This window comes from Chitinophaga barathri (assembly GCF_003807585.1).
GTDB classification, from domain to species: Bacteria; Bacteroidota; Bacteroidia; order Chitinophagales; family Chitinophagaceae; genus Chitinophaga; species Chitinophaga barathri.
This window is the reverse complement of record NZ_RMBX01000022.1, coordinates 31,688-44,862: the sequence shown is the minus strand read 5'-3', so window position 1 is coordinate 44,862 and position 13,175 is coordinate 31,688. Positions and strand designations below refer to the sequence as shown.

The window sequence follows — 13,175 nt, the reverse complement described above, 5'->3', positions numbered from 1 at the left end:
GGATTAGCATTGCGAACGGTCTTTTGACCAATGACGACAAATAATCTGATTCCTTTTTCCTCTTCTGTTTTTTTTACATAAAACTAAGTTCTTCCTATTTTATAGCCACTACAAACATAGGATGACGTATTTTGCGCCAGCCTGGAGCACTCCTCTCCATATCTAAATCTATGTGGATCATGAAAACCGGGGCACTTCATGTAGCGAGACTCCCTTTCCGTTAAGTCAAACCCGGTATCCGTTAAGTCATCCCTGCCTTACTGCCGTTATTTTGCCAACTTTACCCCCAAAGCAGAGGAGAGGTTATGATCTTAGGATGGATAACAGGTATCATAGGGATTGTCGCAGCCGTATGGGGCTACCGCCTATACCAGGAAAAAAACGAACTGGCCGCCAGGCTGGCCGGCCAGGAAAGGCAAATGCAGCACCAGCGGGAGCAACTATCCAATATGACCAGCTTGTTGAAAATGAAGATATTGCAGGCAAGGCTCAACCCGCACTTCCTGTTCAATTCCCTCAATTCCATACAGTATTTCATTAGTATGGACGACCGGAAGACTTCGCTGCAATACATCAGCCGTTTTTCCGCCTTCCTCCGCAAAATGATCCACTATGGCGATGAGGTCTCCATTCATTTGCAGGACGAAGCGGACCTGATCAAAGATTACCTGGTGCTGGAGCAGTTCCGTTTCCCGGATCGTTTTGAATATAATATCGACCTGCCGGAAGCGCTGTGCCTGGAAGACATTCCGCCGTTCCTCACGCATGGCCTGCTGGAAGAAGCATTGTACAAAGGGGTGCTGCACCTGGGCAAAGAAGAGAAAGGGAAAATATCCGTAGCCCTCCGCTCAAAAGGCGGCAGCCTGGAACTGGAAGTGACGGACAATGGCGTCAGCGGGGCATTTTCACCGGGTATGGACGAACGGGCTGTGTTGTTCAATCACCGGATTGAGCAATTCAACGCGCTGAACCTGCGGCAGATACAGCTGGAGCAGCGCAGCGCCGTAACGACCGGGAACGGGCGGCTGAACAGGGCTGTGATCACTATCCGCTAAACGAAATTTCCTTATATTGTTATCACCTCAAAACCCTAGTATGAAATTCAAGGCTTTAATTGTGGAGGATGAAACGCTGAGCAGGGATTTCCTTTCCAATATGGTGCGCGAATATTGCCCGCAGCTGGAGCTGGTGGCCGTGGCATCCAATGTGGAAGAAGCGCTCCAGCGCATCAGCGCCCATTCCCCGCAGTTGATCTTCCTGGATATAGAAATGCAGACCGGCACCGGCTTCGATGTACTGCAGCAGGCCGGGCATCATGACTTCCACGTGATCTTCACCACCGCATTCGACCATTACGCCATACAAGCGATTAAATTCAGCGCGGTAGATTACCTGCTCAAACCCATCAATCTTGATGAGCTGGAAACCGCGGTGAACAAGGCCGTTAAACAAATGGAAGGCCCAATGCCGGACAACCGGCTGGACCTGCTGTTGAAAAATCTCAACAAACCTGCCGGGGAAGACTTTTGCATCAGCCTGTCCACGTCCGAAGGGGTGGACTTCATCCCGCTGTCCGGCATCATCCGACTGGAAGCCAAAGGCCCTTACACCATCTTTTACCTGAAAGACGGGCGCCAGATCATGGTGAGCAAAAACCTGAAGGAATATGAAATGTCATTGCAGGAGCACGGATTTTTCCGCATCCATAACTCCAATATGATCAACCTGAAGGACGTAAAACGCTGGGTACGCACGGACGGCGGTTATGCCGTAATGAGCGACGGCGCCATGGTGGCTATTTCCCCAAAAAAGAAAGATGAGTTTATGGCACTTATGACAAAGCGGACGGTTTAAGGTTCCGCAGCTCCGATATTGCCTGGTTGCATACCCGCTTTACCATTTCCAACTGCTCCGGCTCCGCGTGTTTTGTTTTTTGCATCTGCGAAAGCGCTTCTCCTATATGCGTTTTCAGCCCAAAGAAACTCACCGATGTGCTGAGTGTATGCGCTATTTTATACACCTGCTCCCCGTTTTTCTGTTTCACGGCTTTCTGCAAAGCTTCCAGGTCTTTAGGCGCCTGGCGCACAAAGGTGCGGATCATGTCTTTGATGAAAGGAATGTTGTGGCGGGTTTGTTCTTTTAAAAATCCGAGGTCTATCACCGATACCTGCTGATAGTTCGAGATCACGGCCAGCAGCTCCTGTTCGCGGAAGGGTTTGGGCAGGTAGTCGTTCATACCCGCTTCCAGGCATTTTTCCCTTTCACCGTTGAAAGCATGGGCCGTGATGGCAATGATCGGCATATCCATCTTCAGTTCTTCCCTGATCTTGCGGGTGGTGAGGTAACCGTCCATGCCGGGGATCTGCAGGTCCATCAGGATCAGGTCCGCCTTTTCTTTTTTCAGGACGGAAATAGCTTTGGTGCCGCTGTTTGCCCCGCTGACCGTAAAACCATTATTAGCCAGCATAATACGGGTCATTTTCTGGTTCAGCACATTGTCTTCCACTACCAGCACATGCATGCCATTGCCATGCACTACCTGTGCCGCGGCCTGTTTGGTTTTGCCGCGTTTGCCGGCTTTCGCGAAAGGCAGGCGCACGGTGAATTCGGAGCCTTTGTTTATTTTACTGCTGAGGGAAATGGTCCCGCCCATCAGCTCCACCAGTTCCCGGGTGATGGCCAGCCCGAGGCCTGAGCCGCCGTATTTGCGGGAAATGGCCGTATCGGCCTGGGTGAATCTTTCAAAGATGGTTTGTTGTTTAGCCGGGGCAATGCCGATGCCGGTATCCCTGATCGTAATTTTCACCTGCATGCCCTGCGTGGTTTCTTCTTCCGTTTCGGCGGTGATGGTGATGCCGCCTTTGTCCGTAAACTTGATCGCGTTGCCGATGATATTGAGCAGGATCTGGGTGAGCCGCGCACTGTCTGCCAGCAGCGGTTTTTGCAGGGCTTTGTCCGTATCGCAGGTATACATCAGTTGTTTGTGCCGCAGCTTGGAAGCAAGCATCAGCTCGATGGACTGTAATAGTTCCGGCAGCACTACCGGGGCTGATTCAAAACTGATCTTGCGCGCATCCAGTTTGCTGAGGTCCATGATGTCGTTGATGGTACTCAGCAGGTTGCTGCCGCTGGCGCAGATGGCATCGAGATATTCAGTCTGCCGGGCGGACAATTTCGTTTTTTTCATCAGCTCCGTAAAGCCGAGAATGGCCGTGAGCGGGGTGCGCAGCTCGTGGCTCATATTCGCCACAAAGTCGGACTTAGCCCGGGAAGATTCTTCCGCCAGTATACGCGCCTTTTCCATTTGTTCCTCCACCGTTTTCCGTAAAAAGAAAGTAGGGATCTCGGGCGGCGCTTTTTTGACCTGGTGTTTGCGGTGCGTTTTCGCGAAGTGCTGAATATGTTCCTCGATGCGGTGCGGGGGGCTCATGATAAAGGTGCATTGTTCATCGCCCTGGGCGCGGCAGCTCACTTCCACGGCGGTGAGCGGGATGCCGAAACTTTCTTCGCACCAGCCGGAGGAATAACCGGTGCTCATGATACATACCGGAAAGCGCGATGCAGCGCCTGAGCGAACCCAGGCGTCTGCTTCAAAGGAAAAAGGATGATGATATATCAGGTAAAAATCATCGTCGGGCGTGGGGTTGCTTTCCGCAAGGATGTCCACAAACGCCCAGCCGGTATAGGCAAAATGCACGGGGCCGGCTGAGAGTTTGGATAGCGGATCGGTTACATGCATCTTGGCGTGAAAAGCCTTGGCATCGTTCATGCCGAGGGCATGAGAGATGTCGAACAGGAAATTGCGGCCGATGCTGAATGCTTCGTTTTCCCCACGGTCCGAGTACAGGCTGAGGATACTGTCCAGGAAATCTTTAGACAGCGCGGAGGCCCTGATGAGCACATATCTTTCGTTGTTGATCTCGATCGTGCCTTCAGAGGGGTTGAGGCGCATATTCGAGAAATATTCCCTTACATTTTCTTCCGCTTTCCTGAAAAGGCCTTCCATTTCTGGCGGCACTTTTACCGAAGGCACATGGGAAGCTGATGCTGCTGGTTTTTTAGCGTTTTTCATTACTGGATGATTTCTGCCGGCTGATACACCGGGATCTGTTGGGGCGCCTTCCGGATAGAGGCTTGCAGCAAAATACGATAATCTTTCGGGTTGATCGGCTTGAAAAATTCATAGGGCAGCCAGCGTGTAGCCCTGGTCTTCAGCCCCATATCTTTCATAAGCATGTCGAGGTGCATGAAGTTGAACGGTGCAATGCAGGTGCCGCTGAACTCCGAGGAAATGGGCCGGCTGGTTTTGCGCCATTGGGCCATATAATCGATATCTTTTTGAATATCTTCTTTGCCAGGCAGTTGCAACGTTCCCTGTACATATCTTACCAACCAGTTTGCGGCGATTTCGGATGTGAGGGTGGTGAACAGGCTGGAGTTGAACCCTACAAATCCCAGCTGCGGCACATCCGGGTTCAGGATATTGCGGAAAAGCCGGAAACCGCCGTCTTCACCAACGATCTTGTTTTTGTACGGCTCTTCCAGGAAGGGCATGGATTGTGTGAAACCCGTTCCGCATATCACCAGGTCCGGCGTGAGCACCGCGCCGTTTTCCAGGAATACCTTGCCGCCTTCAAAATGATCGATCTCCGTTTGCCGGGCCCTGATGGCGCCACATTTTACTTTTTCATAAAACCCTTCCGGCGCTACGCCAAGGCTGCAGCTGATCTGGTCTTCGATGCGGTGTGCCGGCACCATGCCGCAGGCTTTCAGTTTGAACTGTTTTTTTAGCAGCAGCTCCAGCCCGCGCCATTGCGCCCATACCATAGGTTTGCCTACGGTGTGCAGGAATTTCTGGAAACCTGTTTTATAAGGCGCGTCAAAAAATGCTTCGGAGAAACGGGAGAACAGCAGGTAACGCATATTGACCAGGTTACCGAAATAACGGGGCACTTTCCATTGCGCTTTGCGGAACAGCAGCTGGCAGTCTTTGGCAGCGTCCGCGGCCAGCGTGGCGATGTCAGTCGCGGATTTGGCAAATCCTACCACGGCTACGGATTTGTCTTTTAAGATCGTTGCATCGGCTACCTGGCTGGTGTGCAGTACCTGGCCGGTGAAAGTTTCCATGCCTTTGAAAGCCGGGATATAAGGTTTGTGAAAAGTGCCGGTACAGATGGCCACGAAATGAAAACGTAAGGTATCCGTATAGTCTTCTCCTGCATCATAAATATCCATTTCCCAGTTGCCCTGCTCATACCGCAGGCCGGTAACGGCCGTGTTAAAACGGATCGTGGACATAATGCCGAAGTGATGGGCGTAGTCCGCCAGGTATTGCTGCACCTGCGCGCCGGAAGGCCATAATGGATAATCAGAGGGCATAGGGAAATCGGAGAAAGCATATTCATCCCGGGTCGTTTGTGTGGCCACACCGTGATAACTCCTGCTTTTTTCCCAAACGCCGCCAACGGAGGTGGCTTTTTCGATGACAGTGACATGAAATCCTTCGCGGATGAAGGCTTTTGCTGTGGCAAGACCGCTGAGGCCGGCGCCGATAATACCGATATGTTTCATAGTGGGTGGGGTTTATGCTGTAAAAGTACTTTCCCGGCCTATGCACCCGCTGTGTGAATTAATGTATGCGGCATTTTGGTTAACCCAATTCCTGTTTCCGTTAATTGCTTGGTTCACCAGGCCCCTTCCTGCCGCATCTTTACACCATCAAACACAATTCCGCGAACAATTTAAAACATAACCCCAATGACACGCAGTAAAGAGCCTCTGGCTTTCCTACAGGAAGTAATTGCAAACGGCGGCCCGGAAACCCGCCAGTATGAAACTTTACACCAGGTATTTGCAGACATCACCACCGCCTATAGATCCGGCAGCCTGAGCCAGGATGAACTGGCCGTTCTGCAATCTGGTTTCTGTGAAGAGGATGACAGTATGAAAACCATCCTCGGCCACTGCCGCAGCAAACCATTCGGTTATGCCGGCGATTTTCTTATCATCGATAAAATATACCGCCAGCAGGTAACGGCGGACGAGCGCTATGAAAAATGGGACCAGTTCTGGCATGAGCAGCCCGCCTGCAAAGCTGTGCGTAACCGGAAAAGTTATTTTATCCGCACCATCCGCGAAATGCTGGAACGCAAAACACCCCTGCGCCTGCTGAACGTGGCGAGCGGCCCCGCCCGGGACCTCGCGGAAGCATACGCCTGCATTGATCCCGCACTGCTGCAAACCGTTTGTGTGGAAGCGGACGAACATGCCATCAATTTCGCAAAGGAGCTGAATGAACAAAACGCGGGGCAGATAAATTTTGTGCACAAAAACATATTCCGGTTCAATACCGATGAGCAGTTTGATATCGTATGGAGCGCGGGGCTGTTCGATTATTTCGAGGACCAGGTGTTCACCAGGTTACTGCAGAAGTTCATGAGCTGGACGAAACCCGGCGGGGAAGTGATCATCGGCAATTTCGGGGATCACAATCCCACCCGCAACTATATGGAACTGATCGGGGAGTGGTACCTGCACCACCGGTCCGCTGAGGAATTAATAACCATGGCCCTTGAAGCCGGCGCCGGCCACGGGGCTGTAAGTGTCAGACAGGAAGAGGAAGGAGTAAACCTGTTCCTGCATGTGAGGGTCTGAGGGATACAGCAAACAGGTGAATGAAAAAAGGTTGCGGGCTTCTGAAGCCTGCAACCTTTTGTGCTGTAGAGGCTGATATTAACGCAGCCATAATAATTTACCGTATTTGCAGGGTTTGTACTGGCCGCTGGCCGCGTCGTAATAATAAGTGCAAACGGTGAAATGATCCCATTGGCAAACGTAATCCACGCCTATTTCGCCGGCCGGATAAAAAACGCCGTTGGAGCTTCTGTAGTACTGGGCCTGCGAATCGCAGGGGGCTTTGGATGAAGAAGCAACTGCGCTGCCAATGCCGAGCGCGATGGCAATGGCCACCAGGGGGAATCTTACCTTTTTCATAGAACTAATTTTTTGGATGAAGAATCGGGTTAATCAAAATGATGATTGAAGTTAGTGTTTTACACTGCCGGGTGACCACAGTGCTGTTATGATGTATCTTTGCCGGAATTCATGGCAAAAAAGAACACCATACCGGTACATGCAATGAGCAGCCCGCTGGGCGTGCAGGTGAAGCGGATGGGGGGAATTGACCTGAAAAAGGATTCCTTCCTCCTCGACGCTCATCGCGACGATCACTGGATCTTCATTTTCCAGGTTTCGGGTAATAGCCGGATGATGGTGGATTTCAGGGAAGTGGAAGCCAATGGCAGCGGCGCCTATTTTATTTTACCCGGCCAGGTGCATTACGGGATCGGTGCGCTGGATGCGGAACTGTGGTTTGCGGCTGTGGATGCTTCACTGGTGGGCGATGTTTACCGCGCTGTATTCGAAGGGCATGGTACGATCAGCAGCCCTTTGTCGGTTCCTCCCGATGCCTCCGCGATGTTGCAGCAATGTTTTGGTATGTTGAAGGAGAGCCTTGAGCAGGATAATGATACCAGCTTCCGCTACCAGGTAAGCCGCTCCCTGCTGGATGCCCTGTTGGGCATATTTGCCGGGGCTTTCGCGGCGAAAGGAGCGGGCAACAATGGTTCCTCTCAACGGGCCGCTATCATCACCCGGCAGTTCAGATCGCTGCTGGCGCATAGTTACCGTGAGCTGAAGCGGCCTTCGGCTTATGCCAGCGCGTTGAATATCTCCGCCTCTTATCTGAACGAAGCCGTGAAAGAAGTAACCGGCTTCCCCGTCAGTTATTGGATACAGGAAGAGATCATGATGGAGGCAAAACGTTTATTGTTTTATACGGACAATACGGTGAAGCAGATTGCGGACGATCTTGGTTTTGAAGATCACACCTACTTCAACCGTGTTTTTACTAAATCCGCCGGCATATCCCCGCTGGCTTTCCGGAAAGATTGCCGCAAATAGTCCAATCTTTCCTGTTATTCCCCCATTGCCCGCCACGCGGTTTAAGCGTTGTTTTGCAGCAGTATTTTTTTACTAAAAACAGTTTGTAATGGCACATATGCCCAAATGGATAGGCGATGCCATGGAAACCCTCATGGCCTCAAAATTCCTGGCGCTGAATGTTACCGCTGCGGACTATCTCAGTCCGCGCGTGAAGCGCCTCCGGCTGGAAGGCGATCTTGGCGCCGCCGAATATTTCCCCGGTTACGCCGTTTCTTTCCGCGTCAGCAATATGGATTACCGCGACTACACGCCCCTGTATTTCGACAGGGTCAACGGTATCTGCGATGTTGTCGTTCACCTCCACGGAAATGGCCCCGGCAGCAATTTTGCAGATCAGCTGCAGCCCGGTGACCGTGTAAAAATGGTCATACCCCGCGGCAAAAAAATGTACCGCCCCGATGTTTCCCGTCATTTCTTTTTTGGGGATGAAACCTCGCTGGGCACAGCCGTGGCTTTAAAACGGGCGGCGGAGGAAAATAATCAGCCGTATTGGGGTGCATTGGAACTGGAAGAAGAAAATTATACCGTGCCAGGGCTGCTGGGGCTGGATGCCGCTTTGGCAGACAAACGGAGCGGATATAAGGAAACTGCGCTGGAATCCGCCGTGGACAAGTTCCTCGTACAGGGGAGCGATGCGGCGTTTTATCTCACCGGCAATGCTTATTCCATCCAGGTGTTCCGGAAGATATTAAAAGACCGTGGCGTGAAGAATAGCCAGATGGTGACACAAGCATATTGGTCACCAGGCAAACGCGGGCTGTAATGCGATTTTTCCGCATCGCGTAAATCTTTTTCCCGCTTCCGTAAATCCCTCCTGGCTTTGTTACCGAATTTAGCGCTCCGGATAAATAGCCCGATACGGGCGCCGTGGAAAGGATGTTGAGGATGTATGTAGGGTGCTTGTTTGAAGGCTGGTTCGCTAAACTTACCTATATGACAAAGCACCTCTTTTTCCTGGTTTATTTACTGGGAGCACTCAGCATCGCAGCATATGCCGAAGACGGCGCCGGCAATACCGGCAACATCTCCGGTAAGATCACTACTTCAGACGGGCAGCCGGCCGCATCAGTGGCCGTTGAGGTGGAAGGCCTTCGAAAAAACGCCATCTCCAACGACAAGGGGAATTTCCTGATCAAAAATGTTCCTTCCGGCGTCCGCCGCATCCGCATTTCGTTGCTGGGTTACGAAACCGTGATCCGCGAAGTGACCGTGGAAAATGATATGACGGTGAATGTGAGCATCCAGCTGGAGGTTTCGCAAACACAGCTGAAAGAAGTAACCGTAACGGACCAGCGTAACCGTATTGCCGATAAACATTCCGCTTACGTGTCCCGCATGGACCTGAAGAACCTCGAGAACCCTCAATCCTACAGCGTAGCCACGAAAGAGCTGCTGCTCGAAAAAAATGTGCAGGATTACCAGACCGCCGTCCGCTCTATCCCCGGCATCGCGCTGAGCACCGAAAGTTACCAGGGCATCTCGGAAGTGCTGATGCGCGGGTTTACCGCAACGCCCTATATCCGTAACGGCATTTATTTCATGAACCTTATTGCTACGGACGTGCAGAATATTGAGCGGCTGGAAGCCATCAAAGGCCCCTCCGGTACATTGTACGGCTCCCAGGGTATCAGTTATGGCGGGCTTATCAACAAGGTGACCAAAAAACCCTTAAAACGCCACATGGGTGAAGCCGGCCTGAGTATCGGGTCTTTCGGGCTCAGCAGGCTCACGGCGGATTTTAATACACCTTTGAATGAAGACCAGACCGCGTTGCTTCGCGTAAATGCCGGGGCCAGCCGCCAGGGCAGTTTCCAGGACAATGGATACAACCGCTCCCTGATGCTGGCGCCCAGCCTGAGCTACCAGGTGAACGACCGTTTTGAGATCCTGGTGGATGTGGAGCTCAGCAGCGTAAACAGGCCGGCCCTGACATCTTACCCCGTATACAGCGCGTTTGCCGCTGGTTTCGACCGCTACGACAAAGTGCCGCTGGATTATTTTAAAACATATGGCACCAACCGCGCCGATTATCCGCCCAGCACCACTTACAACATCTTCGGGCAGCTGAACTACAAGCTGGGCAGAAACTGGACACTCAGCACAAACATCGCTTACGCGGATTTTAATTTTAACAGCGGCACCATCGGTCTCACGCTGGGTGCGCCCGACACGCTCGTGCGCGATCTCTACGACTTTTACTGGGAATACAACAGCATCGATATCCAGCCGAACCTGACCGGTGAATTCATGATCGGAAGCGTAAAGAACAAAGTGCTGGCAGGCCTGGATTATCAGCATATCAAAACGGTTGCCACCGGTTATTTCCTCGGCCCCCTCGATAAATTCAATTACAAGGATTCTTACCCGCTGTTCCCCGTAAAGGCGATCCGCGCTTCACAGGCTTACAGCGATACATATTACGAAGCGGACTTCAAGCAGGATGCATATGCCGCATATATCTCCGATGTGATCAGTTTCAACGACCGGCTGAACATCCTGCTGAGCCTGCGGTACGATCATTACAAAGACGGAGGTTATCAATACCGGGGTGCGCCGGCAGGATCACCCGGTCCTGATGAAGGCGCCTTTGCCCCTAAGGTGGGCATCACTTACCAGGTGCTGAAAGACAAGATGACCGTATTCGCCAATTATATGCAGGGCATAAAATATGTGGCGCCCGACATTACCGGCAATGTATTCAAACCTGAAAGGGCGAACCAGATGGAAGGCGGCGTAAAGATAGACCTGGTGAACGGCAAGCTGAGCTCTACCATCAGTTATTATGACATACAGGTAAAAGACAAAGTGCGTCCCAGCCCCGCCAATCCCAATATTTCCGTACAGGATGGCACACAGGAAAGCAAAGGCGTGGACGTGGACATTATCGCCAGCCCCGCGGCAGGACTGAATATTGTGGCCGGTTATGGGTATAACAGCAGCAAGTTCAAAAAAGACGCGGCAGGCAAAGAAGGCAAACGGCCCTTTGGCACTCCGCTCAATTCAGGTAATATCTGGGTGAGCTACACCTTGCAACAATCCGCCGCCAGGGGCCTGGGCATTGGCGCGGGGGCCGTTTACAGCGATGAATATTTCGCAACGGACGACAACAACCTCGTGATCCCCGGGTTTACCGTTTTTAACGCAAACCTTTTTTATAACCAGCCCAGGTACCGGCTTGCATTGAGCATGGACAACATTACCGACAAACGTTACTGGAACATATACGGTACACCGCAGATGCCCCGACGGGTGACGGGTACGGTTACTTTCCGTTTCTGAAACCAACCATTCATTATAAAAAGCGCCGGTTTTCCGGTGCTTTTTTTTGATCCATGGCTGTTGAACAGCCGGGGAACAGAATAACAAAACAGGCGCGTAAAAATTTGGTATATTTAGGAAGATGGGAATTTATTAGTAATCATTAAATACTCGCTGTATGACTTTACTAAAAAATATCTTCACGCTCCTGCTTTTCCTGCTTTGCGTTTCCTTCACGCCGTTCCACCATGGATGGGCAAACTACGACCAGACCAAAACACTTGACTACACCGGTACTATCCAGTCATCTGTTTACGAAAACCCGCATTCCGTCATAAAAGTGACCCAGGACAAAAAGACCTGGACGGTGATACTGGCGCCCGTGACCCGTATGAGCGCGCGTGGGGTGACCGCGGAGATGATCAAAAAAGGAAGCTCTCTGCGCGTGGTGGGGTATCCTCACAAGGAAATAAAAGATGAAATGCGCGCGGAAAGGATCTTCATCAACGGCACCAAATACGAGCTGCGTTGATGATGGAAGTGGCCGACTGGCTGCAGGCCCTGGAACAATCCGTGCCCGCGGCCGCCATCCGGCAATCTGCCTGGCTTTACCCTTTCCTTGAGATCGTGCACATTACCGGGATTGTTTTGCTGGTAGGGCCGGCATTGATGTTTGACCTTCGTTTGCTGGGTTTCTCAAAACACCTCCCCATAGCGGGGCTGGGGCGCCATTTGCTGACCTGGTCCGTAAGAGGGCTGTGGCTGGTGGTGCCTTCAGGTATATTGTTGTTTATCACCAATGCTGCTACACTCGGGTATGATCCTGTATTCTGGGCAAAAATGATCCTGCTGGTACTTGCGGCCGGCAATGCATTGCTGTTCCGCGTTTTCAGGCCCACCGGCGAAAACGGTACAGGCCTTCCGCCGGTCACAAAAGTGATAGCTGTGCTTTCCCTCGTATTATGGACGGCCATTATTGCCTGCGGGCGCCTGTTGGCATATTAAAAATGTTCCTTATTTTACCCCTGGTTTACTCAAACCAAATTCTGACATGGCAAAAAACAATAAACCCGCCTCCGAAGAACAAGTCGCAGATTATCTCGGCAAACTCGATCACCCTTTAAAAGATGTGGTGGAAGCGCTGAGGGAAATTGTATTGGCAACAGATACGGAGATCGGGGAGCAGGTGAAGTGGAACTCGCCCAGCTTTTATTACAAGGGAGAGATGAAGGAGTTTGATGCAAAAGAATACAAAAGGGATATCGTCGTGTTTAACCTGCATAAAAAAGATACGGTCCTGCTGGTATTTCCCACGGGCGCCGTGGTGAACGATAAAACAGGCTTCCTGGAAGGGAAATACCCGGACGGCAGAAGGATGGCGAAGTTCTCAGCCATAGACGAAGTGCAGATCAAAAAGAAAGACCTCCAGGCCGTGTTGAAGGAATGGCTGAAACAGGTAGAGAAATAATCCTACTGCGAGGTTTCGGCATATTTTTTAAAAGTCTCCAGCACCGACGCGCAGAAACGCTCCTGCTCATTCAACGGTGTTTTCCGCTCCGGCTCAAAAGTTTCTGTAATGGTGGTGCCGCCTGCTGTTTCAGTGAAGCGGTTGGTCGTTTTTCTCCCGTCGGAAAGCGTATAGCTCATTGTCCGGTGTATGGCCACTTCATCATACACTCCTCCAAAATCAAATCCCCCGCTGCCATCTTTTGCTTTCATGACGAAGAGGAATTTCCCGTCGGTCACCGCGTCGTTTTCCACATGCGTGGTATGCCAGTCGGTTGAAGGCTGGTTCCATTGAATAATGTGCCTGGGCTCGTTCCACAGCCGCCATACTTTTTCTACCGGGGCATCGATAAAGATCTCCACGGTGATTGCCTGTTTTTCCATAAAACAAATGTAACGGGAATGAT

At 51.6% G+C, this 13,175-nt stretch carries 13 protein-coding genes; 9 read left to right on the top strand and 4 right to left on the bottom strand.

The genetic code is table 11. The annotated features are described in order from the left end of the window. Window positions 1–305 precede the first annotated feature (305 nt). Both EG028_RS27365 and EG028_RS27360 read left to right on the top strand, forming a co-directional pair. The gene (locus EG028_RS27365) at window positions 306–1,055 is read left to right on the top strand and encodes a sensor histidine kinase (RefSeq protein ID WP_120519433.1); all 750 of its coding nucleotides are present in this window, start codon (window positions 306–308) and stop codon (window positions 1,053–1,055) included. A gap of 40 nt (window positions 1,056–1,095) precedes the next feature. Beyond that, the gene (locus EG028_RS27360; protein ID WP_120519434.1) at window positions 1,096–1,854 is read left to right on the top strand and encodes a LytR/AlgR family response regulator transcription factor; all 759 of its coding nucleotides are present in this window, start codon (window positions 1,096–1,098) and stop codon (window positions 1,852–1,854) included. On the opposite strand, the gene EG028_RS27355 is transcribed toward EG028_RS27360, so the two are convergent. Beyond that, window positions 1,832–4,072 (bottom strand): ATP-binding protein, encoded by a 2,241-nt coding sequence (locus EG028_RS27355; RefSeq protein WP_120519435.1) that lies wholly within the window; start codon window positions 4,070–4,072, stop codon window positions 1,832–1,834. The two genes, EG028_RS27360 and EG028_RS27355, sit on opposite strands and share 23 nt — an antisense overlap. Further along, window positions 4,072–5,571, bottom strand: a complete 1,500-nt coding sequence (locus EG028_RS27350; protein ID WP_120519436.1) for a flavin-containing monooxygenase — start codon at window positions 5,569–5,571, stop codon at window positions 4,072–4,074. Before EG028_RS27350 ends, EG028_RS27355 begins: the two co-directional genes overlap by 1 nt. Before the next feature lie 186 nt (window positions 5,572–5,757). On the opposite strand from EG028_RS27350, the gene EG028_RS27345 reads away from it, so the two are divergent. After that, the gene (locus EG028_RS27345) at window positions 5,758–6,654 is read left to right on the top strand and encodes a class I SAM-dependent methyltransferase (RefSeq protein WP_120519437.1); all 897 of its coding nucleotides are present in this window, start codon (window positions 5,758–5,760) and stop codon (window positions 6,652–6,654) included. 78 nt (window positions 6,655–6,732) lie between these two features. Here EG028_RS27345 and EG028_RS27340 read toward each other — a convergent pair whose 3' ends face one another. Continuing rightward, entirely contained in the window at window positions 6,733–6,993 is a 261-nt protein-coding gene (locus EG028_RS27340) for a hypothetical protein (RefSeq protein ID WP_120519438.1), read from the bottom strand. 111 nt (window positions 6,994–7,104) lie between these two features. Between EG028_RS27340 and EG028_RS27335 the strand changes: the two genes are divergently transcribed. From EG028_RS27335 to EG028_RS27310, 6 genes are all read left to right on the top strand, one after another. Further along, window positions 7,105–7,962 (top strand): helix-turn-helix domain-containing protein, encoded by an 858-nt coding sequence (locus EG028_RS27335; RefSeq protein ID WP_120519439.1) that lies wholly within the window; start codon window positions 7,105–7,107, stop codon window positions 7,960–7,962. Window positions 7,963–8,050: 88 nt separating this feature from the next. Beyond that, window positions 8,051–8,767 carry a siderophore-interacting protein gene (locus EG028_RS27330; RefSeq protein WP_120519440.1) on the top strand — a complete coding sequence of 239 codons (717 nt, stop codon included), beginning with the start codon at window positions 8,051–8,053 and terminating at the stop codon, window positions 8,765–8,767. 170 nt (window positions 8,768–8,937) lie between these two features. After that, complete coding sequence (locus EG028_RS27325) at window positions 8,938–11,283, top strand: TonB-dependent receptor (protein ID WP_162946650.1); 2,346 nt, start codon at window positions 8,938–8,940, stop codon at window positions 11,281–11,283. A gap of 157 nt (window positions 11,284–11,440) precedes the next feature. Continuing rightward, window positions 11,441–11,794, top strand: a complete 354-nt coding sequence (locus tag EG028_RS27320; RefSeq protein WP_120519442.1) for a DUF6152 family protein — start codon at window positions 11,441–11,443, stop codon at window positions 11,792–11,794. Further along, window positions 11,794–12,267 carry a DUF6644 family protein gene (locus EG028_RS27315; protein WP_206614530.1) on the top strand — a complete coding sequence of 158 codons (474 nt, stop codon included), beginning with the start codon at window positions 11,794–11,796 and terminating at the stop codon, window positions 12,265–12,267. The genes EG028_RS27320 and EG028_RS27315 overlap by 1 nt, the downstream gene beginning before the upstream one ends. A 46-nt stretch (window positions 12,268–12,313) precedes the next feature. Beyond that, window positions 12,314–12,730 (top strand): DUF1801 domain-containing protein, encoded by a 417-nt coding sequence (locus EG028_RS27310; protein ID WP_120519443.1) that lies wholly within the window; start codon window positions 12,314–12,316, stop codon window positions 12,728–12,730. 2 nt (window positions 12,731–12,732) lie between these two features. Here the strand turns inward: EG028_RS27310 and EG028_RS27305 are convergent, their stop codons facing one another. Next, complete coding sequence (locus tag EG028_RS27305; RefSeq protein WP_120519444.1) at window positions 12,733–13,152, bottom strand: SRPBCC domain-containing protein; 420 nt, start codon at window positions 13,150–13,152, stop codon at window positions 12,733–12,735. Window positions 13,153–13,175 lie beyond the last annotated feature (23 nt).

Excerpts from the sequence above, each read along its gene's own strand:
- EG028_RS27305 (WP_120519444.1), bottom strand. The coding sequence starts at position 13,152 with ATGGAAAAACAGGCAATCACCGTGGAGATCTTTATCGATGCCCCGGTA.
- EG028_RS27340 (WP_120519438.1), bottom strand. The coding sequence starts at position 6,993 with ATGAAAAAGGTAAGATTCCCCCTGGTGGCCATTGCCATCGCGCTCGGC.
- EG028_RS27355 (WP_120519435.1), bottom strand. The coding sequence starts at position 4,072 with ATGAAAAACGCTAAAAAACCAGCAGCATCAGCTTCCCATGTGCCTTCG.
- EG028_RS27320 (WP_120519442.1), top strand. The coding sequence starts at position 11,441 with ATGACTTTACTAAAAAATATCTTCACGCTCCTGCTTTTCCTGCTTTGC.
- EG028_RS27335 (WP_120519439.1), top strand. The coding sequence starts at position 7,105 with ATGGCAAAAAAGAACACCATACCGGTACATGCAATGAGCAGCCCGCTG.
- EG028_RS27360 (WP_120519434.1), top strand. The coding sequence starts at position 1,096 with ATGAAATTCAAGGCTTTAATTGTGGAGGATGAAACGCTGAGCAGGGAT.
- EG028_RS27325 (WP_162946650.1), top strand. The coding sequence starts at position 8,938 with ATGACAAAGCACCTCTTTTTCCTGGTTTATTTACTGGGAGCACTCAGC.
- EG028_RS27350 (WP_120519436.1), bottom strand. The coding sequence starts at position 5,571 with ATGAAACATATCGGTATTATCGGCGCCGGCCTCAGCGGTCTTGCCACA.
- EG028_RS27365 (WP_120519433.1), top strand. The coding sequence starts at position 306 with ATGATCTTAGGATGGATAACAGGTATCATAGGGATTGTCGCAGCCGTA.
- EG028_RS27345 (WP_120519437.1), top strand. The coding sequence starts at position 5,758 with ATGACACGCAGTAAAGAGCCTCTGGCTTTCCTACAGGAAGTAATTGCA.
- EG028_RS27330 (WP_120519440.1), top strand. The coding sequence starts at position 8,051 with ATGGCACATATGCCCAAATGGATAGGCGATGCCATGGAAACCCTCATG.
- EG028_RS27310 (WP_120519443.1), top strand. The coding sequence starts at position 12,314 with ATGGCAAAAAACAATAAACCCGCCTCCGAAGAACAAGTCGCAGATTAT.
- EG028_RS27315 (WP_206614530.1), top strand. The coding sequence starts at position 11,794 with ATGATGGAAGTGGCCGACTGGCTGCAGGCCCTGGAACAATCCGTGCCC.